The following is a 23,153-nucleotide window of genomic DNA, read 5'->3' as shown; positions in this document are numbered from 1 at the left end:
ACGACAGATCATGCCCCCACGGGCCGGGTTCGGCCGGGCGCTTCCTAGGCTGCGCGGGTGCGCTCACGGTCGGACCCCGGCCTGCGCCGGGCCGCCGGCCTGCTCGGGTCGCTCGCCGTGCTCGCCGCGGTGGCGTTCCCGTTCGCCCCGGTCGAGCAGCCCGAGGCCACCTACTCCTGGACGGCGGCCGACGGCGACGCCGCCATCCCGCTGCAGCCGTACCAGCCGGTCGCGCTGACGGCCGAGGTGAGCTGCCCCGCCGCGCGCGAGGCGGCGCCCGGCGAGGTGCTGCTCGCGACCGTCCCGCACCGACCGGACGTGGTGGGCGAGCCGCTGCAGGGGTTGCGGCTCACCGCGGACGGCGGGTCGGTGCGGGTCGAGAGCGCGGGCGTCGACCTGGGTGCGGTGGCGTTGCCCCCCGGCGACTGCACGGTGTCGGTCGTCTCCGACCCCGACCGCACGGCCGTGCTGGTCGACGGGCGCCCCGCGCTGGAGCGCGGCGGCGACGTGCGCCCCGACGTCGCGGGCGCGTTCTCCGACGTCCGCGACGGCGTCGGGCTGCGGCTCACCGCCGACGCCCGGTTCGAGACCGCGATCTCCCCGCTGAAGGCGGCGATCGGGGTGGTCGGTGGGCTCGCGCTCCTCGGAGTCCTCCTCGTGCTGCACCGCGTCGACCGGGCCCGCCGGGTCCGCCTGCTGCCGCCGCGCTGGTGGCGGCCGCGGCCGGTGGACGGCGCCGTGGCCGGCCTGCTCGGGCTGTGGTGGGCGATCGGCGCCATCACGGTGGACGACGGCTACATCGCCGGCATCGTGCGCAGCGCGGGCGCCAACGGCTTCATCGGCAACGCCTACCGCTGGCTGAACGCGCCGGAGGCGCCGTTCAGCTGGTTCTACGGCCTCTACCACCAGTGGTCGCTGGTCTCGCCCGCGACGGCGTGGATGCGGCTGCCGTCCACGCTGCTCGGCCTGCTGCTGTGGTGGCTGGTGTCGCGGCTCGTGCTGCCCCGCCTCGGGCGGTTCGCGGCGCGGCGCTGGGTGCCGTGGGCCGCCGCGCTGGCGTTCGCCACCTGGTGGGTCCCCTTCGGGCTCGGGTTGCGCCCCGAGCCGTGGGTCGCCGTGGGGGCGCTCGCGGTCTACCTCGCCGTGGAGCGCGCGCTCGCGACCGCGCGCCTGCTCCCGCTCGCCGTCGCGCTCGTGCTCGCCGGCGCGACCACCGCGCTGACGCCCGGCGGCCTGATGGCGTTCACCCCGTTCCTCGCCGCGGGGCGTCCGCTGCTCGCGCAGCTGCGCGGCCGGCGCGACCTGCCCCCGCTGCCGCTGCTGGCCGTGCTCGCGGCGGCCGCCACCTCGGCGGTGTACCTGATGGTCCCCGACCAGAGCCTCGCCGGGATGCTGGAGGCGGTCCGGGTGCGCACCGCCGTCGGCGGCGGCCAGCCGTGGTTCGAGGAGACCGACCGCTACGCGCGGCTGCTCGGCACCACGTTCCAGGGCGCCGTCGGGCGGCGCGCCGCCGTGCTGGGCACGCTGCTGGCGGCCGCGGCCGTGCTGTGGGCGCTGCCCCGCGTGCGCACCGGCATCGCGGCCGGGCCCGCCCGCAGGCTCGTCGTCGGGCTCCTGCTGAGCACCGCGACGCTGACCTTCGCCCCGACGAAGTGGACCCAGCACTTCGGCGACCTCGCCGGCTACGGCACCGCCGTGCTCGTCCTCGGTGCGGTGGTGGGGTCGGCGCCGCTGCGGGCCCGCCCCCGCGCGTTCCTCGCCGGGCTCGCGGCCACCACCGTCGTCGGCGCGGTCGTGCTGGCCGGCTACAACCTCTGGCCCTACCAGGGAGCCTGGTTCACGCCGACGTTCAGCACGATCGCCCCGCGGCTGCTCGACATCCCGATCGCCACGATCCTGCTGGTGGTGGGCGCCGCGCTCGTCGTACCGCCGCTCGTGCGGCGGGTGTGGCGGCGGGCGGGCGGCGAGCGCGAGGGCCCGCTTCCCCGCCGGCTCCCCACACCCACCGTCGTGTTCGCCGGGGTGCTGGCCTGCGCGCTCGCGCTGCAGGTGCTCATCACCGTGCGCGTCGCGGTGACCCACCGCGACAGCTACACGCTCGCCTCGGACCTCGCCTCCGCGGTGCGCGGCCGGCCGTGCGGGCTGCAGGAGCGGCTGTCGGTCGAGACCGACCCCGCCGCCGGGCTGCTGCCCGTCGCGGAGGGCGAACCCCCCGCCACCGTGCCGGTCGACGTGGGCGGGCGACCGGTTCCCGGGGTGGCCGTGGCCGGCCGGAGCACGACGCCGTGGTTCTCGCTCGCCCCGCAGCAGCGGGCCCAGGCCCTGCCCGTCGTCGTCAGCACGTCCGGGACGCTGCAGCAGGCCGACGGCCTGTACCTGGAGTTCGGCGACGGCACCCAGGTGCTCGAGCGCAGGCGCATCGCCCCGCGCCTGCCCACCCGGGACGACGTCCGCGAGCTCGCGCCCGCCGGGGCCACCACCGTCCGGCTGGCCGTCGACGCGCCCGAGGCGGCACAGGCGCGGGCGACCCTGCCCCGCGCGCCGCGGCTGACCCGGATGACCGAGCTCCTGCCCCCCGGCAGCGGCGCGCTGCTCGACTGGCCGGTCGCGTTCCTCTTCCCCTGCCTCACCCCGGAGCCGCTGCCGCTGGGCACCGCGGCGCTCCCGCGTTGGCGGGTGGGCCCGCCGCTGGACGACGCCGAGACCCACATCACCTACCAGGCCGAATACGGCGGCCCCTTCGCCGCACCGCGGCTGCTGATCACCGAACGGCGGATGCCCACCTACCTGGACGGTGATCCGCTCCGCGACGCGGTCCAGCTCTACCGCTGGCTCCCGATCGGGCGACTCGCGCACCCCGAGCCGGTCGTCACCTGGCGCACGGTGGGCGGATGGGAGCGGACCGGTCACCCACGGGTGCCGAGCATCGACCCCGTCGGGTGACCCCCCGAACCGGGGCCCGCACCGCCGCGCCCCCACAATGGCACGAAGGGCACCCGACGACCGGAGGACGGCCGCGCGCATGCTACGCACATCGGACAGCACGGATCGGTCCGCGACGCCCGGGGTGGAAGACGACCCCGGCCGGCGGGACGACCGGCCGCCTGCCCGTCTGCTGGCGCAGCGCGGGCTGTTCTTCGGGCCGTCCGCCCTCGTGCCCGAGGACCTCTACTCGAGGGTCGAGCGGGGCACCGCGCGGCGCGAGCGGAAGCGGGTCGTGCTCACCCCCGGGTCCCTGGTGAGCACCAACACCTACTTCGGCCGGTTCCACGCCACGTACTGGCAGCGCTGGACCGACATCGGCGAGGTCGAGGTGTCCGCCGTGGCGTCCGGCACCGGGCGGCTGCGGCTGATGGCGTCGGACACGAACAAGGTGTGGCGCATCGTCGCCGCCGTCGACGTGCAGGGCGGTGAGGACACCGCGGTGCGCCTCGTCGGGCCGATCGACCGGTTCGTCGACGGCGGCGGGATGTGGCTGGAGATCGCGACCGAGACCGACGAGCTCACCGTCTCCGACGTGCGCTGGACGGTCGCGGCGCCACGGCCGCTCGCCCCCACCGACGTCGCCATCACCACCCACAACCGCGTCGACGACTGCCTCAACACCCTCCAGGCGCTGGCGAGCGACCCGGAGGCGCTCACCTGCATCCGGACCGTGCACGTCGCCGACCAGGGCAGCGACCCCCTCGAGTCGCGCGAGCGGTTCGCCGAGGTCGCCGCGGCGCTCGGCGAGCGTTTCAGCTACGTCCGCCAGCGCAACCTCGGCGGTGCGGGCGGCTTCGCCCGGGGGATGCTGCACGCCACCGAGGGCGCACCGGACGAGCAGGCCGACGTCCTGCTCATGGACGACGACGTGCTGCTGGAGCCGGAGCTCCTCATCCGCCTCACGGCGTTCGCGGCGTGCACGCGCCACCCGATGATCGTCGGCGGGCAGATGCTCAACCTGCTGCACCCGGGCCACCTGCACATCTCGGCCGAGTACGCCGACCCCGAGGTGCTCCTGATGGGGCTCAAGATGCCCGGCGCGCTGCGCGAGGCCTACCTCTTGGGCCTCGACGAGCGACAGCTGCCCATCAACCAGGAACGCCGCGTCGACACCGAGTACAACGGCTGGTGGTCCTGCCTGATCCCGGCGGAGGTGATCCGCGCGATCGGCTACCCGCTGCCGCTGTTCCTGCAGTGGGACGACATCGAATACGGCTACCGGGCCCGCCACCGCGGCTTCCCCACCGTCTCCCTCCCCGGCGCGGGCGTGTGGCACGCCGACTTCGGGTGGAAGGACGGCGACGAGTGGCAGCGGTACTTCACCATCCGCAACGGGCTGATCATGGCCGCGCTGCACACCGGCTTCTCGATCCGCCGGGTTTCCGGGCGGCTCGCGCAGCTGGTGGCGCACCAGCTGGTCGCCATGCAGTACGGGATGACGGCCACGATGTTGCTGGCCGTCGAGGACTTCCTGAACGGCCCCGAGGCCCTCTGGGACGGCTCGGCCGATGCCCTCGCGCGAGTGCGGGAGGTCCGCAAGGCCTACCCGGAGACGGTCATGCACCCGATGTCGGCCGCGGGCGGTGAGTTCCACGACCGGCAGGTGGTGCGGGCGGCCAACCCGCCCGGCTCGGAGACCCTCACGTTCCTCAAGCGGCTCGCCTACCACCTGACCGACCGCGCCGCGTACCAGACGGGTGCGGTGCCCGCGGGCGACGCGCACTGGTGGCACGTCTCCCTCTTCGAGCGCGCCGTCGTCACCGACATGTCCGAGCAGGGCTTCCGGGTGCGCATCCGCGACAAGCAGACGGCCCTGCAGCTCGCCCGGCGGGCGGCCGTCCTGCTGCGCCGCTTCGTGCGCGAGGCGCCGGCCGTGGCCGAGCGGTACCGCGCCGAGCTGCCCCGGCTCTCCAGCCGGGAGAACTGGATGCGGCTCTACGGGCTCGAGGAATGACGGTCCGGGGGGCTCACCGGCGACGCGGGCGAGCCCCCGGGGCGGCCGTCAGCCCTGCTTGTCGAACACCTCGCGGGCCCACGCCTCGCGGCTGGTGAGCTCCGGCAACGCGGCGCGGTAGCGGCGCTGCAGGTCGGGCCACGCCTTCGCCAGGTGGCGGTACTCCCGCACCGCGGTCTTCAGCATCGACCGGAACAGCACCGGGTCGCGCCTGCGGAACGTCACCCCGCGCCCGTCCGGCGTGGCGACGGTGGCCGAGTCGAGCCGGGACAGCACGAACCACTGCGCGTGACGGGCGGGCACGTTGCGCTGCGGCACCACCTGGTGGCCGGGGTCGGGGGAACGCAGGTTGTGCAGCACGCCCCTGGCGAGCCCCTTCACCGCCCCGAGCTTGCCGGACGGCGGCTCCGGGAACAGCTGGGCCGACAGCGCGTCGAGATCGGACAGCGGGACCTGCGTGGCCGAGTCGAGCGGCCTGCCGTCGTCGTACTCGGCCCGCTTCGCGCGGACGTCGTCGAGCACCGTGGGCAGCTTGCGGAACAGGTGCTCCGGCCCGGACAGGAAGTCGCGCACGGCCATCTCCTGGAGCGCCACCGCCGAGTACTCCATGAGCAGCAGGTGCCGCAGCGTGCGCTTGAACGTGTCGCGCAGCAGCGCGGTGGGGTCGTCCGGCCCGTGCAGCGCGGCCGCGATGAACCGGTTGCGGTAGTGGAAGTAGGCCTGCCAGTCGCTCGTGTCGTCCTTCTCGAGGAACGACATGTGCCAGATCCCGATGCCGGGCACGGTGGCGGTGCGGTAGCCCTTCGCTCGGGCGCGCAGCCCGTACTCCGCGTCGTCCCACTTGATGAACAGCGGCAGCGGCATGCCGACGTCCTCGGCGACCGCGCGCGGGATCAGGCAGGTCCACCAGGCGTTGTAGTCGACGTCGGTGCGCCGGTGCAGCCACGGGGTGAGGCGCAGGGGCTGCTCGGCGAGGTCGTGGTGCGGCTCGGTGCCGGGGGCGTTGCGCCACAGGAACCTGCCCCGGTCGACCACCTCGCCCATCGTCGACAGCTGCGAGCGGGCCTGCAGCGACAGCATCTGGCCGCCGACGAGCATCGGCGAGCGGGCGTAGCGGGAGAACGCGACGGCCCGCAGCACCGAGTCCGGCTCGAGCAGGATGTCGTCGTCCATGAAGAGGATCTGCTCGCAGTCGGTGTGCTCGAGCGCCTCGTACATGATCCGCGCGTAGCCGCCCGACCCGCCGAGGTTGGGCTGGTCGATGATCCGCAGCTTGTCGCCGAGCACGGCGGCGGCGTGCTCGAAGCCGGGCTCGTCGCGCACCTTCTTCGTGCCCTGGTCCGGGACGATCACCGCGGTGATCGCCTCCCGCACGAGCGGGTCCTCGCCGAGGGCGGTGAGCGTGGCCACGCAGTCGGCCGGGCGGTTGAAGGTCGGCGTGCCGACCGCCACCGCGGCCCGTCCGGTCGGCTCGTCGGTGGCGTACCAACCGCCCGCGTGCAGGGTGAGCTCGCCCTCCTCGGTGGTGAGGTCGAACCAGTACCAGCCGCCGTCCTCGAAGGGCCGCAGGTCGAGCGGGAGGTCGAGCTCCTCGCGGCCGGACACCACGACGCCGCGCTCGAAGATCGTGGAGCCGTCGGACTTGGTGCGGTAGACGTCGACCCGGCCCGCGCCCTCCAGCGACAGGCGCAGGTGCACCTCGGTGAGGCGGCTCCAGCGGCGCCAGTAGGCCGCCGCGAACGCGTTGAAGTAGGCGGCGAAGGAGACCTCGCTCTGCTCCGGCACCACCGCAGTGGTGCGCGAGGTGACGCGCAGGCGCCGGACGTCCACCGTGGAGCCCGCGAGGGTGACGCGCTTCGGCTCCGGCCCGCCGACCACGTCGGGGACGGTGGTGAGCCGCACCCCCGTCCGCTCGTCGAGGTACAGCGCGCGGACGCTCATCGGATCGCCGGTGCGGGGCAGGATCACCCGCTGCAGCAGGTGGCCCTCGGGCGCGGCCGGCTTCGGGCGGCGGCGCGCCTGCTTCGGGCGGGACGGCGTCTCGGAGATCGTCATCGAGGAGGGGTCCTGTGTCGTCGAGGGCCGGGCACGAGTGGCGTGCGCACTCAGCGTCCGAGGGTAGCGACGGCGCGTGCGGCCCGGTCCCGGCGGGGCGCCCACCCGTGTGGTTCCGGTCATCGCGCCGCACCCGCCGCGTCGGGGAGATCGGCGGCAAGTCCCCCGGCCGCGACGTTCCGCGCTCGCCGCCACGTCGACCTGCGTCGACAGGCGAGCGCGCTCTGTGCGGGCCCCGCCGCCCGGGCTGACGCGATACGCCGGACGCCCCGCGCGCCACGCCGCCCGCACCTCGCTCGACGGCAGGGACGTCCATGCCCACCAGCCTCCTGTCCACCCCGCCCGACGACACCGCCGGCGGCCGCCGCGGCCAGAACGCCGCCGCCGTGCTGCGCGCCCTGCTCGACGAGGGGCCGACCGCGCGCAGCACCATCGGCCGCATCACCGGCCCGAGCACCGCCGCGGCGAGGACGGGCACCGACAACCGCCGCAGCCGCCTGCAGGTCGTGGCCGGCATCGTGCAGCGGGACGGCCGACGGTGCGGCGACCGTTGCACCGGCTCGCGGGCGCCCGCGGCCACCGGGTGTTCGCGGGCACGCCGGAGCAGGTCGCCGACACCATCGAGGAGTGGTTCACCTCGGGGCGCGGCCGACGGGTTCAACGTGATGCCGCCGTACCACCCCGGTGGCCTCGAGGTGTTCGTCGAGACCGTCGTGCCGATCCTCCGCGAGCGCGGCCTGTTCCGCACGGAGTACAGCGGCCGCACGCTCCGCGACCACTTCGGGCTGCCCCGGCCCGAGAACCGGTTCGCACGGGGACCCGCGGTGGCCGCCGGGTGAGGTAGCTTGCTTGACGGCAAGCAATCTCACGTCGGCAGGAGGGCCACGAGCGGTGTCCGAGGACGCGTCGCTGCGGCGGCTCTTCGTCCCGGTGTTCCTGCCCGCCGCCGTCTTCGGCGTCGGGCAGGGCGCCGCGGTCCCGGTGATCGCCCTGCAGGCGAGGGAGCTCGGGGCGTCGGTGGGCGGTGCCGGCCTGATCGTCGCCCTCCTCGGGCTCGGCATGGTGTTCGGCGACCTGCCCGCCGGTCGGATCGTCACGCGCATCGGCGAGCGGTCGGCCGTGCTGCTCGGCAGCGCGATCGGGGCCGTCGGGGCGGCGCTGTCCCTGCTGTCGTGGACGCCCGCGGTGCTCGCGGTCGGCGTCGGCATGTACGGGGTGGCGAGCGCGGTGTGGGCGCTCGCCCGCCAGGCCTACATCATCGAGTCGGTGCCGGTGGCGCTGCGGGCGCGGGCGCTGTCGGCGATGGCCGGCCTCTCCCGGGTGGGCACCCTTCTCGGCCCGTTCCTCGGGGCGGGCGTGGTGTACCTGCTCGGCCCGCGCGGCGGCTTCCTCGTGGAGGTCGTCGCGGTCGTCGTGGCCGGGGCGCTGATGGCGGGCATGCCCGCCGTCGCGTCCGACCGCGGCGGCGGGCGGCCCGCCCAGCCCCTGCGACGGGTGCTCGTCGCCCACCGCCGGGTGCTGGGCACGCTCGGCATCGGCGCCCTCGTCATGGGCGCGTCGCGCGCCTCGCGCACGGCGGTGCTGCCGCTGTGGGCCGACCACATCGGCCTCGACGCGGCCACCACCAGCCTGCTCTTCGGGGTCGGCGCCGCCGTCGACGTCGCCCTGTCCTACCCGGCGGGGCGGTGGATGGACCTGCGCGGGCGCCGGCCCGTCGCGGTCGGCTCGCTCGTCGCGTTCACCGCGGCCCACCTGGCCCTGCCCCTGACCGGCGGTGTCGTCGCGTTCGGCGCGGTGGCGGTGCTGATGGGCGTCGCGAACGGGCTCTCCAACGGGCTGATCATGACGCTGGGCGCCGACGCCGCGCCGCGCGAGGGGCGGGCGGAGTTCCTCGGCGCCTTCCGCCTCTGCCACGACACCGGCTTCCTGATCGGGCCGCTGGCGCTGGCCGCCGTCACCGCGGCCGCGACGCTGGCCGCGGGCGCCGTGGCGCTCGGCGTGATCTCCGCGCTGGGTGCCGCCGGCATGGCCCGGTGGGTGCCCCGCACCCGGCCGGGCCAGGCATCACCTCAGTCGTCGGACTCCGGGCCCGACAGCGCCTTGCCCTCGGTGAAGTAGGGCCGCAGCCGGTTGTCGAACATGGTCAGCGCCGAGCCGATCGCCATGTGCATGTCGAGGTACTTGTAGGTACCCAGCCGGCCGCCGAACAGCACCTTCGCGTTCGCCGTCTCCTTGCGGGCGAGCTCGCGGTAGCGCTGCAGCTTGGCCCGGTTCTCCGGCGTGTTGATCGGGTAGTACGGCTCGTCACCCGGCTCGGCGAAACGCGAGTACTCGCGCACGATGACCGTCTTGTCGGTGCGGTAGTCGCGCTCCGGGTGGAAGTGGCGGAACTCCAGGATCCGGGTGAAGGGGATCTCGACGTCGTTGTAGTTGATGACCGACGTGCCCTGGAAATCGCCCGTGTCCACGATCTCCTGCTCGAAGTCGAGCGTGCGCCACCCGAGGGCGCCCTCCGAGTAGCCGAAGTAGCGGTCGAGCGGGCCGGTGTAGACGGTGGGGGTGCCCGGCGGGATCTCCTCGCGCACCTCGAAGTAGTCGACGTCGAGCCGCACGTCGATGTTCGGGTGATCGGCCATCCGCTCGAGCCACGCGGTGTACCCGTCGACGGGGAGGCCCTCGTAGGTGTCGTTGAAGTACCGGTTGTCGAAGGTGTAGCGGACCGGCAGGCGCGTGATGATCGACGCGTCGAGCTCCTTGGGGTCGGTCTGCCACTGCTTGGTGGTGTACCCCTTGATGAACGCCTCGTAGAGCGGGCGCCCGATCAGCGAGATCGCCTTCTCCTCGAGGTTCCGCGCCGCCTTCGTGTCGATCTCGGACGCCTGCTCGGCGATCAGGGCGCGGGCCTCGTCGGGGGTGTGCGCGCGGCCGAAGAACTGGTTGATGAGCATGAGGTTCATCGGGAACGCGTAGACCTGGTCGCCCGCGCGCGCGAACACCCGGTGCTGGTAGTTCGTGAACTTCGTGAAGCGGTTCACGTACTCCCACACCCGCTCGCTCGAGGCGTGGAACAGGTGCGCGCCGTAGCGGTGGATCTCGATGCCGGTCTCCGGCTCGACCTCGGAGTATGCGTTCCCGCCGATGTGCGATCGGCGTTCCAGGACGAGCACCCGCTTGTCCAGCTCGCGCGCGGTTCGTTCGGCGACGGTGAGACCGAAGAACCCGGAGCCGACGACGACGAGGTCGTATCCCGCGTAGGTCACGGCACCGAGGGTAGACGGCCCGCGCCACGCCCCGCCCCCGGCATCACGGGGCCGCGCCGGGCCGCCGTGTAGGTTCGCGGCCGATCGCCGCGAACCGGCGATGGCAACGATCCGGGGGTTCAGCAGGTGGGCGCAGGCGTCGTGGCGCTGTACGTGCTCGTGCTCTGGATCCCCGGCCTCGCGCTCGGCGCCCTCGCCGGGCTGCGCGGGTGGACCCTCGCCGCGGCGGCGCCGCTGCTCACCTACGCCGTCGCGGGGCTGTTCGGCCCGCTCTTCGCCGCCCTCGGCATCGCGTGGTCGCCGATGAGCGCCGGGCTGCTCCTCGTGGTGCTGTGCGCGGTGGGCGTGCTCGGCCGCTACCTCCTGCGGCAGCGGCTCGGCCCGCCCGAGCCCGCCGGGCCGCCGACCTGGTCCCTCGCGGCGCACGCCGGCGTCGCCGCCGGGCTGGCCTGGATCGTCGTCGTGGGCGGCACCGTGATCTGGTCGGGGCTCGGGCAGCTGAACGCGATCCCGCAGGACTGGGATGCGGCGTTCCACGCCAACGGCATCCGCTGGATCGCCGACACCGGCGACAGCAGCCTCACCGGGATGGCCAAGGTCAACTGGTACGCGGCCGACGTCGAGGTCTTCTACCCCAACGCCTACCACCTGGTCGCCGCGGTGGTCCTGCGGATGACGGGCGCGGACATCCCCACCGTGCTCAACGCGCACACCGTGCTGCTGCCCGGGATGGGCGCGCTGACCATCGTCGCGCTCGTGCACCGGTTCCGCGGTCGGGCCCTGCTCGCGGTGACCGCCGCAGGCTGCAGCATCGCGATCACCTCGTTCTACGACATGCTGTGGCGCGGCCCGCTGCTGCCGTTCGTGACCGGGGCGGTGCTGATGCCGCTGGCCGCCGTGCTGCTGGTCGACGTGCTCGACACGGCCGGGTGGCGGCAGGTCGGCAAGGGCCTGCTGTTCGGGGCCGGGCTGCTCGCCATGATCGCGCTGAACCCGGCCACCCTGTTCACCGCCGCGATCTTCACCTTCCCCGCGCTGGTGCAGCGCTGGGCGGGCAGGCCGCGGCTGCTGCTGCGCGAGCCGCTCGTCGTGCTCGCCGCGGGCGCGGTCGCCGCCCTCATGTCGCTGCCCCAGGTGCTCGGCTCCATCGGCAGCGCCTCGGGCGAGCCGGTCCACGACTGGCCCGCCGAACTCACGCAGTCGGAGGCGTTCGGCGAGCTCCTGGGTCTCGCGCACGACGGGCTGCGCCCGCAGTGGTGGCTGGTGCTGGTCGCCGCCATCGGCCTCGCCGCCCTGGGGCGCCTCGCCGACCTGCGCTGGATCTTCGCGTCCGGGTTCGCGTTCGGCACGCTGTTCGTGCTCGCCGCGTCGTCGGACGAGCCGTGGGTCAACGCCATCACCCGGCCGTGGTGGAACGACCAGTGGCGGCTCGTCGGGATGTGCGTCGTGCCCATCGCGGTGCTGGGCGGGCACGGGCTCGCCGAGCTGCAGCGCCACGCGGCGACGCGGATCCGGACGCTGGCCGACAAGGTCGGCGCCGGTCCGCCCGCGCTCGCGGGCACCGCCTCGACGGCGGTCGCGACCGCGCTGGTCGTGGTGCTGTTCGTGGTGGCGACGGACCAGCTGTACCTGGGCCGCAACGTCGCCCGGATGCGCCTCGCCGCCCCCGACGGCCCGGTCGTGTCCTCGCTGGAGGCCGACGCGATGCGCGTGCTCGCAACGCTCGTGCCGCCCGACCAACGCGTCATGAACGACCGGGGCGACGGCTCGGTGTGGATGTACGCGCTCGCGGGCGTCCACCCGGTCGCGGGCTTCTACAACTTCTCCGGCGTCGACGAGGACGCGCTGCTGCTCAACGAACGGTTCAACCGGTACCCGGTGGACCGGTCGGTGCGGGCGGCGGTCGCGCGCCTCAACGTGACGTACGTGATGCTGGGGCGCGGCTTCGTGCGCACCGACTGGCGGCGGGCACCCGGGCTGCTCGGCCTGGAGGACGCCCCGTGGCTGCAGACGGTGTACCGGAACCGGGACGCGGTCATCTACCGGATCAGGGCACGGCCCGCCTGAGTCATACGCTTGCCGCCGTGTCCGCGCACACGGCGGCGGGACCGGCCCTGCCGTCCGCCGCACCGCCCTCCGACCCGCCGCCGAGCCGGTTCGCGCGGCTCGCGTTCGCGGCAGGCGAGGTCGTCGCGGCCCTGGCCGCCGCGGGCGCGTCGGTGGCGCTCAGCACCTCGGTGGACGTCGACCCGGTGGACCGGGTCGGCCAGGTCAGCGGCCTCGCCGCGCTCGACCTGCGGTTCGTGCTGCTCGGGTTGGTCGTGCTCGCCGCCTGTGTCGCGACGGCGCGGCACCCGCGCGTGTTCGCCGTGGTCGGGCGGCTCGCCTGCGCCGCCGTCGCCGGCCTCGTCACCGGGCTGGTGGCGGGCGGGATCGTGCTCGCGCTGCACGGCACGTCGTGGCCGCTGTTCGCGAACTGGGGTGACTCGGGCCAGCTCATCCGCTGGGCGGACGACATCCTCGCGGGCCGGCCGGTGCCCCCCGACTACCCGCCCGTGGTGCTGCACCTCATCGCCCGCTGGGCCGAGCTCACCGGCGACTCGACCGCGGGAGCCCTGCGGACGTCGCAGGTGGCGGGCACGGCGCTGTTCGGCCCGATCGCGTACCTGTTGTGGCGGCTGGTGCTGGCGCCGGGATGGGCGCTCGCGGTGGCCCTGATCGCGGCGATGCCGCTGCTGGAGCCGTACAAGCCCTACACGACGGTGGTGCTGGTCGCGCTGGTCCCGGTCCTCGTCGTGTTCCTCCGGCTGCTGCGCCGCGCGGGCGAGCTGACCTGGCGGCGGCTCGCGATCGCGGGCGCGGTGACGGGTCTCGTCTGCGGCGTGCTGTTCAGCGTGTACTCCGGCTGGTTCCTCTGGTCGGCGCCCGGCACCGTGGTCGCGGTGCTGGCCCTGTTCCCGTGGCGGGCCCCGCTGCGCGGCCTCGCCCTGGTCGCAGCCGCGGCGGTCGGCCTCGTCGCGGTGGCGTGGCCGCACCTGTTCGGCATCCTCGCCGCCCTGGGCGCCGTGCAGGACCGCTACTTCTACTTCGACACCACCGTCGAGCCCGCCTACATCGCGATGTGGCGCAACGACCTGCCCGGCAACGTCGGGCCGTGGCCGCCACCCGGCGAGCTCGCCGGAGTGGGCGTCTTCACCGCGCTGCTCGCGGTCGGCCTGGGGATCGCCGTCGCGGTGGCGGGCCGCCGCACCGCGGTCCTCACCGCGGGCTGCCTCCTCGCGGGCGCGTGGATCCTGCGGTTCGCTATCGCCTCGCAGATGTACGCGACCGGGACCGTGCAGCTCTACCCGCGCACCTCCGCCGAGATCCTGTTCTGCCTGCTGCTGCTCGGCGTGCTCGCGGCCCACTACGGCGGGCGGAGGCTGGTCGACGCGTGGCGGGCGCGCGTCGTCGCGGGCAACGGGCGCCTCCCCCGCCCCGCGACGCCCCTCATCGGCGCGCTCTGCGCCGCCCTGCTGCTCGGGCTCTCCATGGGCTCGGCCACCGCCGACCGCTACCTGCCGCGCAACGACCGGTCGATGGGGTTGCTCGCCTACGTCTCCCAGCACGTGCGGCAGCCGGACGGGCTCTGCCCGCGGTTCAGCGGGCCGAGCGGCTGCGCGCCCGACCCGGGGGCGTTGCTGCGGGGGGAATGGCGGCGCGACGTCGATCCGGTGCGCCGTTGATCCGATGTTCAGCTCGTCGGGCCGGCGCGCCTCACGACCAGGCGAAGTAGGCCTCGCGGTCCGGGTCGGACTGACCTCGAGCTCGCCGGGACGCCAACCTCGCCTTCGTCTGCACGATCTCCTCGGCGACGGCCGCGAACCACTCCGTGACCGAAGCCCACCGCTTCTGCACGCTCCCGCCTTCGGTGAGCACCCACAGCGGCGGGTCGGGAAGGCCCAGATCGGCACCGTCCACGACGAGGTAGGACGAACCGGCCGCGTCGAGGACGGCGAGCAGGTTGCCCGGGTCCCGCATGCCGTGCTCGTCGACCTCGTCGAGGCAGTCCAGCGCGTCCTGCTTCACCTCGGCGTCGACGGTGACGCCGAAGATCGATCCGGCGAACCACAGGGCCGGCTTCCGGCCGAGCAGCCGCAGGACCTCCCGGAGCGCCGCAGGCACCGCCGGGACCCCCTGCGCCGCGGCCATGCGGTCGATGTCCGCGTCCGAAGCGCCCTCCACCGTCTCGGCGCGGAAGCCCTCCGCCACCGCGGAGGCGAAGATCTCACGCACCCGACGCTGCGCGTCAGCCGTCTCCCGATCCACCGGAGGACCTACCCCTCCTCAGCACGTCGCCGGACAGGTTCCACGCGTCGATGGTGACACCTTCGCCGAAGGCGTCCTGGAAGTCGTCCATCAGGTCCCGGCACGAGTTGCAGACCTGCTCCCGCGGTGGCAGCTCCCGCGCCCCGCGGGGGTAGTCGATGACCAGGTCCACCTTGAGCGCGATGTCGTCGAGGTTCAACCCGAGCTGCCCCGCGACGTCCGCGATGACGTCCGCGGCGTTCACCGGGTAGCCCTTGCCGTCCTTGGGAGCCCGTGCGATCGCGGACGCGATCGCGTCCTCGACGGCCTGCCTACTCTTGCCCGACCCGCGTTCCAGCACGTCCCGCGCCAGCTTCTCGAAGATCTTGGGCTCGGAGTCGACGTGGCGGGGCAGACCGCCGACCTCGTAGGTCCGGAAGATGCGGTGGCCGTCGGGCGGCAGCTGCGGCAGGTGCTCACCGGCCGTACCCCGCAGCAGCGGCTCCTCCCCGCTGACCGCGGCGAGCTTCTCCTCGAAGGTCCTGCCGTTCACCGTTCCGCCGGCCCGGCCGGTGGTGATGGTGCGGTTCGGCCACTTGTTCCTGACCTTCTTGTTCGCACCCTCGGTGAACTCGGTCTCCCGGATCGCGCGGTTCTCGGCGACGAGGTCGTCGAGGAGCCCCGGCCCGGGCGCGTCCGGCAGGTTCCCGACGGGCGGGCCGCCGGTCGGTGGCGTCGGGGCGTCCGGCAGCCGGCCGGTGTCCGGCACCGGCGGCACGACCGGATCCGGGGGCGTCGCGACCGACGTGTCGGGGAGGACCTCCGGCGCGAGCGCACCCGGAACGCTCGGCGGGTCGACGTCCAGCCTGTTCCCCGGGCCGCCCCGGTCGCCCCGACCCGACAACGAGTGGCGGCGCCCGGGGAGTTTCGACAACGCCTTCACGAACGACTTCGTGACCAGCGACCCGACGCCCGCGGAGAGGACCATCGCGGGCCCGGAGACCGCGGTGGAGACGGTGGCGACCGGCTCCCAGTAGAGCTCCCGGCCCGCGTCGCCGGAGAAGATCTTGCCGATCATCTCCATGCTCGCGTTCCACTGGGCCTTCAGCGGCCAGACCCGCGCGGTGTACTCCTCCTCGGTCTCCCCGGGGCGACGCTCGAACTCCTCGCCGCCGACCGCCTTCACGAAGTTGCTGCCGTGCGTCCAGATGTCCTTCGCGCCCTGGACGATCCCCTCCGGCAGGCCCACGACGGCGTCGACGCCGCCCCGCCACAGGTTGATGGCGAACCGCCCGACGGTCTCGTGGGTGTCGGCGCCGAGGGTCTTGGGCTCGCGCGCGGGGCGGAAGTCCTCGGACCGGTGCTCGTCGGGGGAGATCGACTCGATGTGCCCGGAGATGCTGTGCCGGTCGGGGGTCCAGGTGGAGTGCGCGTTCCACGGGTCGGCGACGCCGTGGCAGGTCCCGGTCCCCTTGCCGTCGCAGTTGCTCTGGGTGTCCCGGTCGGAGTCGACGTGCGTGTGGAACTCGCCGCCGCACCCCGTGCCGACGCTGCCGGTGCAGGTCCCGCCCGCGATCGCCTCGCCGTGGTGGGCCATCGGCTTGCCCTCGAGGCTCACGTCGGTGAGCGCGCCGGCGAAGCTCGAGACGCCGCAGTGGCCGGCCGCGCGCTGACCGCAGTGGTGCTTGGCGTCGGCCGAGTTCATGCCGTTGAGGTCGTGGGCCTTCGTGCGCGCGTGGTACTCGCAGTCCGGGCCGACGCCGCCCTCGCAGCTGGCGAACGCGACGATCTCGTTGCCGTGCACCTCGAGCCCGGCCGCGGTCATGCAACCGCCCGTGCCGTCGGCGCTCGTGGTCGTGCAGTCGGCGTTCGCGGACGCGCTCAGCTTCTTGTCGTGCGTCACGAGCCCGGCGTCGCTGTGCGTGCTGGCTTCCCAGTCGCACGCCATGCCCTCGATGCAGATCCCGTACGAGAGGACGGGATTGCCCTTGCCGCTCGTCGTCTCGCTGTGGCAGCCGCCGGAGCCCGTGCCGGAGCAGTTGCCCACGGTCGACTCGCCGAGGTCGATGTGCGACCAGTAGTTGCCGTCGCAGTCCACACCCGCCGAGCCGGCGCAGTAGCCGATGGTCTCGATCGAGAAGTTCTCGCGCTCCCGGTCCGGCTTCAGCTCTGCCTTGACGCCGATCAAGCAGTCACCTTCGCCGTGGTGGCTGCACCGCTGGTGCGCCCCGCCCTGCGCGATGAGGTTCTCGGCGTACGCGTCACCCACCCCGCTGAGGCGGCAGCCCGGGCCTTCGCAGGACAGGTGCAGCAGGAGCACCCCGTCCTCGTCGACCTCGGCGTAGGCGACGGTGCCGCAGCCACCACCGCCGAAGCCGCCGCTGTCGCCGCAGTCCGAGCCGCCGTTCACGGTCTCGGTGCCGGTGTCCACGTCGACGTCGCTGTGCGCCCGGTAGTTGTGGTGGCACGCCGCGCCGCCGCCGCCCGCGCACGAGGCACCCGCCGACGCCGACTTGTCGTTGGCCGCCGCCACCGCGGACGTCGCGCAGAACCCGCTGACGCCGCTGCCCGAGCAGTCCGCGTCGGCGTGCGCGTGGTGCTTCGGGTCGTGGAACGCGTCGGCCACGGAGTGCGACGCGAAGCTCGCGAAGCAGTTCGCCGCACCGGAGCACGCCGCGGAGGCGCTCGCCCCCGTGGGGCCGGCGCCGGCCTGCGCGCTGACCGCCACCCCGCCGGCGCCGAGCCCACCGCCGCCGGAGCCGTGGGCCGACGCCCGTGCGGTGTGGCGCACGGTGGAGCCGTTGGGGCCCGGCCCCTGGTAGGCGGCGGAGTCCGCGGCGCTCGCGGAGTACGAGTGGCGGCAGTTCGGCGCGCCCGTGCAGGAGGCCGAGGCCGACGACCACCCGGGCCCGGCCGCGGCCCGTGCGGTGACGAAGACGCGACCGCGGCCGAAGCCGCCCTCGTCGGAGCCGGCCGCCGAGGCCCACGCTCCGCCTGCGGCGTCGGACACGGACGCGGAGTAGGAGTGGCTGCACCGGGTGCCGGGGCTACCCGCGCAGGAGGCGGACGCCGACGCGAAGCCCGGCCCACCGGCCGCGGACACGCTGGTCGCCGCCATGCCTGCGCCGGCGCCCGTCCCCGTGGCATCCGCCTCGGCACCCGGGGCGGCGGCGTGGCTCGTGGCGCGGTAGGAGCAGGTCGAGGCGCCCTCACACACGGCGAACGCCGATGCCTGTCCGGTGCCGGCGTCAGCGACCACGCCCGCGGCGCAGCGGCCGTCCGGACCCATCGCGCAGCCGGCGTCGGCGTGCACCCGGCTCGCGCTCGCCGAGACCGGTGCGCTGGACGCGGCGCGGCTCCGGACGCAATCCGCGCCGGCGGCGGCCTCACACGAGGCGGAGGCGAACGGCAGGCCGTCCCCGGCCGCGACCGCGCTGGTGGCGGCGCACTCCCCGGCCGCGGGGCCCGCCGCGCAGCCGGACGACGCCCCGGCGCGGCCGGGGCCCTCGGGGGTTGCAGTCGTGGCGGTACCCGCGGTGCGGATGCGGCACCCGCTGCCGATGCAGCCCGCGCCCACCTCGGCGGAGTGGTCGCCGGACAGCCCCCCGGTCTGCGCCGAGCAACGTCCCGGGGCAGCGCAGGTCGAGGTCGAACGTCCGCGGACCCCGGCGTCGCCCACCGCGGTGACCTGCGTGGTCGACGACGCGCGGGTGGCACACCCGGTGGCGCTGCCGTCGACGCAGTACGCCTCCACGGCCGCAGAGGAGGTGGCGAACCGCTCGTCCGGTCGGGCGCCCGCGGGCGATGCGCTCCCGCCGACCCCGGCGGAGATCATCGCCGTGCACGGGGTGGCCCCGGTGCATACGGTGGCGCCGTCCGCGCTGCTGCGGCTCGTCGTCGCCTCGCCCGCGGCGGCGTGCCCGCTCAGGGCAGCGATGCAGCCCGCGTCCGGGCAGATCGCGAGCGAGCCGGCCCGGCCGTCGGCGGAGAAACCGGCCTCGCGCCAGCCCGCCGAGGACGCGTCGCTGCGCACACCGCACCCGGTCGTCGCGGTCGCGCACGTCGCCGCGGTACGCGCCCACCCGACACCGGCGGTGGCGCCCGTCGTGCGCGCGGCGCAACCCGGGCCTGCGCACTGCGCGATCCCGTCGGCGCGGCTCGTGGTCGCGGGGGCGCCGGTCACCGGCCTCACGGCCAGCTCGGCGGCCTCCGCCGCGGCCAGGCGCGCCTGCTGCGCCCGCGCCGCCGCTTCCGCGGCGATCTTCTTCTGCTCTGCTGTGGCATCCGCCCGGCTCGCGACCCGCGCGGCCACGGCGGCGGCGTGCTCCGCCTGCGCGGCCTCTTCGGCCAGCTGCACGGCGGTGCTGATCCGTTCTTCCGCGATCACGTCGGCCACGACCTGGCCGGACGCCGCGGTGGCGCTGGTCTGCGCCTGGCAGCCGCTCCCACCCGTGAGGCAGCTGCCGCTGGTGGTGGAACCGTCGGCCGGTGGGCCGCGCGCCCCGTTCGCACCGCCGCCCGCGACCGGGCCGTCGATGCCCGCCGCCGAGCTGCGCACCGATCCGGCGCAGCCGAGGCCACCGCCCGAACAGTCGAGCGTGGCGTCGACCATCGTCCAGCTGGACGCGCCCGGCACGGTCGGCGCCCCGGAGTTCGCCGACGATCCGGGGGCCACCGGCGCCGGCGCCGCCGGGAGCTCCTGACCCGGTTCGGCGCCCCGCGGGGCGTCGCCGGTGGTCTCCGAGCTCACGGTCGCGTTGGCGGTCGAACGCTGGGCCACCAGCGGGGTGATCACGTTCGCCGACGGGTCGGACGAGGCACCGGAGTTCGTGACGGCCCGGCACACGCCGCCCAGCACGCCCTCGCAGGACCCTTCGCCGCGCGAGCCGCGCGGGGTGGCCGACACCAGCGGGTCGGTGGCGGTCGCCGCGCTCGACGCCGAGCCGGTGCACGGGGTCCAGCCGGTGCAGGCCATCGCCGCGCCCGAGGCGGAAGCCGCCGACGGCCCGGCCGCAAGCCGCGCCGCGTTCACCGGCCGCGGGCCGCCGGCCAGCGCGAGGACCGCGCCGGGGCCGCTGGAGGCGGTCGAGATCGAACGCGCCGCGCACCCGTCGGTCGCGCCCGTGCAGGACGCGGTGCCGTCGGAGGTGCGGACCAGCGCCCCGTCCCGGGCGGTGGTGCTCGTGCGCACCGTCCCCGCGCACGCCGTTGCGGCCGCGCACTCGAGCGTCCCGTACGCCGTGGCCGTCGACGACGGCCCGCTCGTCGGCTGCCCGGGCAGGGGCAAGCCGGTGTCCGGGTCGGTGGCGACGAAGTCGGCCGCGCTGGACGCCGCCGACGCGGCCCGGCCCGCGCACCCGCCGCCGGCCACCGTGCACTCCGCGGCCGCGGAGGTCCCGCGGGCGTCCGGCGTGACGGCGGTGTCGCGGGCGGCGGTGGTGGCGGTCGCGGTGCCGCCGCACTCGCCGACGCCGCCCGCGCACTCCACGACCGCGTCCGCGTACGACACGCTCACCGGACCGGAGGCGGGCGCCTGCCCGAGCACGGCCTCACCCGGGTCGGCCTCCCGGTCCGAGACGGTCGTGTCCGACGCCGTCGAGCACGCGCCCCCGGCACCGTGCGCCGTGCACGACGCGGTTCCGGTGCTGTCGCGCACGCCCGGGACGTCCCCGGAGGCGGCGCCGGACGTCGCCGACGCGCCCGTGCCCGAGCACGTCGTCGCCGGGCAGTTGACGGTGGCGGCGGCCGTGCTGGTGGCGTGCAGCTCGCGGGCCGACCCCCCGGCGGCCACGCGGAGCGCCGACCAGGGGTCGCGCTCGACCTCGGTGTTCCCGGCCTCGGACGTCGACTCGGCGGCGCAGCCGCCGTCCGCCACGGTGCAGGACGACGACCCTCCGGTCTCGCGCACCGGCGCGGCCGCCTCCGCGCTCGCCGGGCTCTCCGTGGCCGTCCCGCTGGTCACCGCGGACGCCCGACCGCGGCACCCGTCCTCGCACTCGACGCTGCCGCCGGCCGTGCTCGACGCCGACGCCTCGTCGTCCTCGCCCTCGGCCCGCGAACCGCTGCGGGCCGAGCAGGTGCCGCCGTTCACCGCGCAGTCGGCGTGGGCGGCGGTGACCGACCGGCGGGTCTGGGCGTCGGCCTCGACCACGGACGCGTCCGTGCTCGTGCGGGCGGAACCGGTGCAGCCGGTGTCGCAGCCCGTCTCGGCGTCCGCCTCGACCTCGCCGTCCTCGCTCACCTCGACGCGGCTCGACGTGCCGCAGCCGCTCGCGGACGCGCAGTCCGCCGCCCCGCTGCCGGCGACGTGCCGGTCGGTCGTCCGCTCGGCGGAGGCGAGGCGGACGGTGTCGTCCGCGGCGTCCTCGGCGTCCGACCGTTCGCGGTCGCGGCCGGAGCCGCTCGAGTCGCTGTGGCAGGTGCCGCCGCCCGACTCGCACTCCGCGCTCGCGCTCTCGGGCGTGGCCCGGCTGGACTGCCCGCAATCACCGCCGCCGTCGCACCACGCGGACGCGCGCGTCTGCGTCCCGTTCGCGCCGCGGCTGGACGCGCTGCTGCGACAGCCGGAGTCGTCGCACGAGGCCTCGGCCTTCGAGCCACCCGACTCCGACGACGCGCCGCAGCCCGACGAGACCCCGGACAGGCACAGCCGCCGCTGCGAATCCCGCTTCCCGTCGGCCGACTCGCTCACCGACCCGCAGGCCGTGAACGCACCGTCCGAGTCGCAGCCCGCGGCCGAGCCCTCAGCGTCCAGGTCGTCCTCGGAGACCGTCCGCACCTCGCGGTCGGTGGCCTCCATCAGGTCCTCGGTGGCCTCGTAGACCTCTTCGCGCCGCTCCTCGTAGTCGGCGACCTTCTTGTCGTGCTCTCCGCGGTCGGCCGAGCCCGCGGCGCCCTTCTTCTCCTCGGCCTCGAGCTGCTTCTCGCGCTCGCTCAGCTCGCGGTGGCCGTCGACGACCTCGTCGACCAGCTCCACCCGGTCCGGTGACAGCTTCGACCGGCGCTTCGCGGCCTCCCGCTCCAGCTTCGCGTGCTTCGCGGCCTTCCGGTCGTACTCGGCCCGGGACGCCTCGCCGGCGGCGACCTTCCTCTTCGTGCGCGCGAGTTCGCGCTTGCTCTCGTCGACCTCGATCCGGTCCTCGAGCACCCGCTCGGTCAGTTCCGGGGAGTCGTCGTGGTCCTCGTCGTCGCGGTGGTCGTCGCGATCGTCGTCATCGCGGTCGTCGCGGTCGTCGTCATCGCGGTCGTCGTCGGACCCGCGGGAGTCCTCCTCGTCGTCGACGCTGAGGAGCGCGACGGCATCCGACGGCGGGCCACGCGAGCCGGCCGGGGCGCCCGGGCGCGACCGGGCGCCCCGGGCGTTCGTGTCCTCGGTGGCGTCGTGCTCGTCGGCGGCTCCGGTCGAGCGGCGACGCGCGTCCGCGGCGTCGGGGTGGTCGGTCTCGGTATCGAGCGCGCGGGCCGCCTGCTTCACGGTCTTCTTCGGGTGGGCGGTGCCGCCCTCGTCGGCGGACCGCTCGCCGGACCCCTCGTTGCCCGTGGTCCGGGTGCGGCCGTCATCGGCCGACGCGTGGACGGCGCGCACCTCGGCGGCCGGCTCGTCCTCACCCGCACCGCCGCGGCGCCGCTCGGCCCCGGACCCATCGGGATCGCCGGACTCCCCGGTTGCGGCCCGGCGGCCTTTCGCAGCCGAGTCGTCCGTGTCGGCGGTGCGTCGCTGCCGGGCGACGGGCTCGTCGGCCGTCCGCTCGCGGGCTTCCTCCCGGTCGCCCTCCTCCTCATCGGAGTCCTGCTCCGCCTCGCGCTCGTCGTCTGCGTCGCGGCGCTCGCCCGACTCCCGCTCGCCGCCCGGCTCGTCCTCCTCCCGCTCGTCCGACGCGCCCGAGCGGTCGTCGGCGTCGGCGCGCTCCTGCGAGCGCTTCTCGTCCTCGGAGCGCTTCTCGCGCTTCGACGTCTTGCCGTCCTTCTTCTCGTCCTTGGACTCCTTGGACTTCCTGGACTCCTTGGACTTCCTGGGCTCCTTGGGCTTCTTGGACTTGTTGGACTTCTTCTTCTCGCCCTTGGAGCCCTTGTCCTTCTTCTCCTTCTTGCCCTTCTTGTCCCTCTTGTCGCGCTCGCCATCCGAGTCCTCGTCATCGGAGTCGTCGTCCGAGTCATCGGAGTCATCGGAGTCCTCGGAGTCGTCGTCGGAGTCGTCGGAGTCGTCGCCGTCCGAGTCGCCGTCGTCGTCAGCGGCGGCGGCGGGCCGGCTGAAGCCGACCTTCGCGATGCCGGCCTGCGTGGCGACGACCGGGACCGCGGCCGCCGCGGGCGACGCCGCGAGGAACGCCGCGCCGAACCACAGGGCGACGACCGCGCCGGCCAGCCCGAGGGTCCACCGCAGCAGCAGGCACAGCCGATCCGCGGCGGACAGCCGCAGGCGCACGCGCACGACGGCGCCTGCGGGGAGGCTCGTGGCCCCTCCGTCCAGGGCGGGTCGCGGGTGCATGGCGGTGAACTCCGAGCGTCGGTTGCCGGGAAGGAGGCAGCGACGAGGACCGTCGCCGGGGCAGCACGCGATGCGTGCGGGACGAAGGGAGGACGGCCCACGTCGCGCCTGAGGCAGCGACCCG

The 23,153-nt window shown here is 75.0% G+C and carries 10 protein-coding genes; 6 read left to right on the top strand and 4 right to left on the bottom strand.

All coding sequences use genetic code 11. From position 1 onward, the window contains the following. The first annotated feature begins 57 nt into the window (after nucleotides 1-57). Both VKZ81_RS19470 and VKZ81_RS19465 read left to right on the top strand, forming a co-directional pair. Nucleotides 58-2,943, top strand: coding sequence for an arabinosyltransferase domain-containing protein (locus VKZ81_RS19470; protein WP_324243034.1), 2,886 nt, complete (start codon nucleotides 58-60; stop codon nucleotides 2,941-2,943). Nucleotides 2,944-3,067: 124 nt separating this feature from the next. Beyond that, nucleotides 3,068-4,939, top strand: a complete 1,872-nt coding sequence (locus VKZ81_RS19465) for a glycosyltransferase (RefSeq protein ID WP_324243033.1) — start codon at nucleotides 3,068-3,070, stop codon at nucleotides 4,937-4,939. A 48-nt stretch (nucleotides 4,940-4,987) separates the two neighbouring features. Here the strand turns inward: VKZ81_RS19465 and VKZ81_RS19460 are convergent, their stop codons facing one another. Further along, on the bottom strand, nucleotides 4,988-6,994 hold the full coding sequence (locus VKZ81_RS19460; protein ID WP_324243032.1) for a glycosyltransferase: 2,007 nt from the start codon (nucleotides 6,992-6,994) through the stop codon (nucleotides 4,988-4,990). Between the two features lie 314 nt (nucleotides 6,995-7,308). On the opposite strand from VKZ81_RS19460, the gene VKZ81_RS19455 reads away from it, so the two are divergent. Further along, nucleotides 7,309-7,833: a hypothetical protein gene (locus tag VKZ81_RS19455; protein ID WP_324243031.1), complete on the top strand. Its 525-nt coding sequence runs from the start codon at nucleotides 7,309-7,311 to the stop codon at nucleotides 7,831-7,833. A 52-nt stretch (nucleotides 7,834-7,885) separates the two neighbouring features. Further along, complete coding sequence (locus tag VKZ81_RS19450) at nucleotides 7,886-9,112, top strand: MFS transporter (protein WP_324243030.1); 1,227 nt, start codon at nucleotides 7,886-7,888, stop codon at nucleotides 9,110-9,112. On the opposite strand, the gene glf is transcribed toward VKZ81_RS19450, so the two are convergent. Beyond that, a complete protein-coding gene (gene glf, locus VKZ81_RS19445) occupies nucleotides 9,064-10,254 on the bottom strand; it encodes a UDP-galactopyranose mutase (protein WP_324243029.1) in 1,191 nt (396 codons plus the stop codon). The two genes, VKZ81_RS19450 and glf, sit on opposite strands and share 49 nt — an antisense overlap. 126 nt (nucleotides 10,255-10,380) lie before the next feature. Here glf and VKZ81_RS19440 point away from each other — a divergent pair, with 126 nt between their 5' ends. Then, the gene (locus tag VKZ81_RS19440) at nucleotides 10,381-12,321 is read left to right on the top strand and encodes a DUF6541 family protein (protein ID WP_324243028.1); all 1,941 of its coding nucleotides are present in this window, start codon (nucleotides 10,381-10,383) and stop codon (nucleotides 12,319-12,321) included. A 17-nt stretch (nucleotides 12,322-12,338) separates the two neighbouring features. Beyond that, the gene (locus tag VKZ81_RS19435; RefSeq protein WP_324243027.1) at nucleotides 12,339-13,979 is read left to right on the top strand and encodes a hypothetical protein; all 1,641 of its coding nucleotides are present in this window, start codon (nucleotides 12,339-12,341) and stop codon (nucleotides 13,977-13,979) included. 31 nt (nucleotides 13,980-14,010) lie between these two features. Here the strand turns inward: VKZ81_RS19435 and VKZ81_RS19430 are convergent, their stop codons facing one another. Continuing rightward, a complete protein-coding gene (locus VKZ81_RS19430) occupies nucleotides 14,011-14,529 on the bottom strand; it encodes an SMI1/KNR4 family protein (RefSeq protein WP_324243026.1) in 519 nt (172 codons plus the stop codon). A 13-nt stretch (nucleotides 14,530-14,542) separates the two neighbouring features. Next, a complete protein-coding gene (locus VKZ81_RS19425) occupies nucleotides 14,543-23,029 on the bottom strand; it encodes a hypothetical protein (RefSeq protein ID WP_324243025.1) in 8,487 nt (2,828 codons plus the stop codon). Nucleotides 23,030-23,153: the final 124 nt, after the last annotated feature.

This window comes from Pseudonocardia sp. (genome assembly GCF_035305885.1).
In the GTDB taxonomy this organism is placed as follows: Bacteria; Actinomycetota; Actinomycetes; order Mycobacteriales; family Pseudonocardiaceae; genus Pseudonocardia.
The sequence above is the reverse complement of the archived record's forward strand: the minus strand, read 5'-3'. Positions and strand labels throughout refer to the sequence as shown.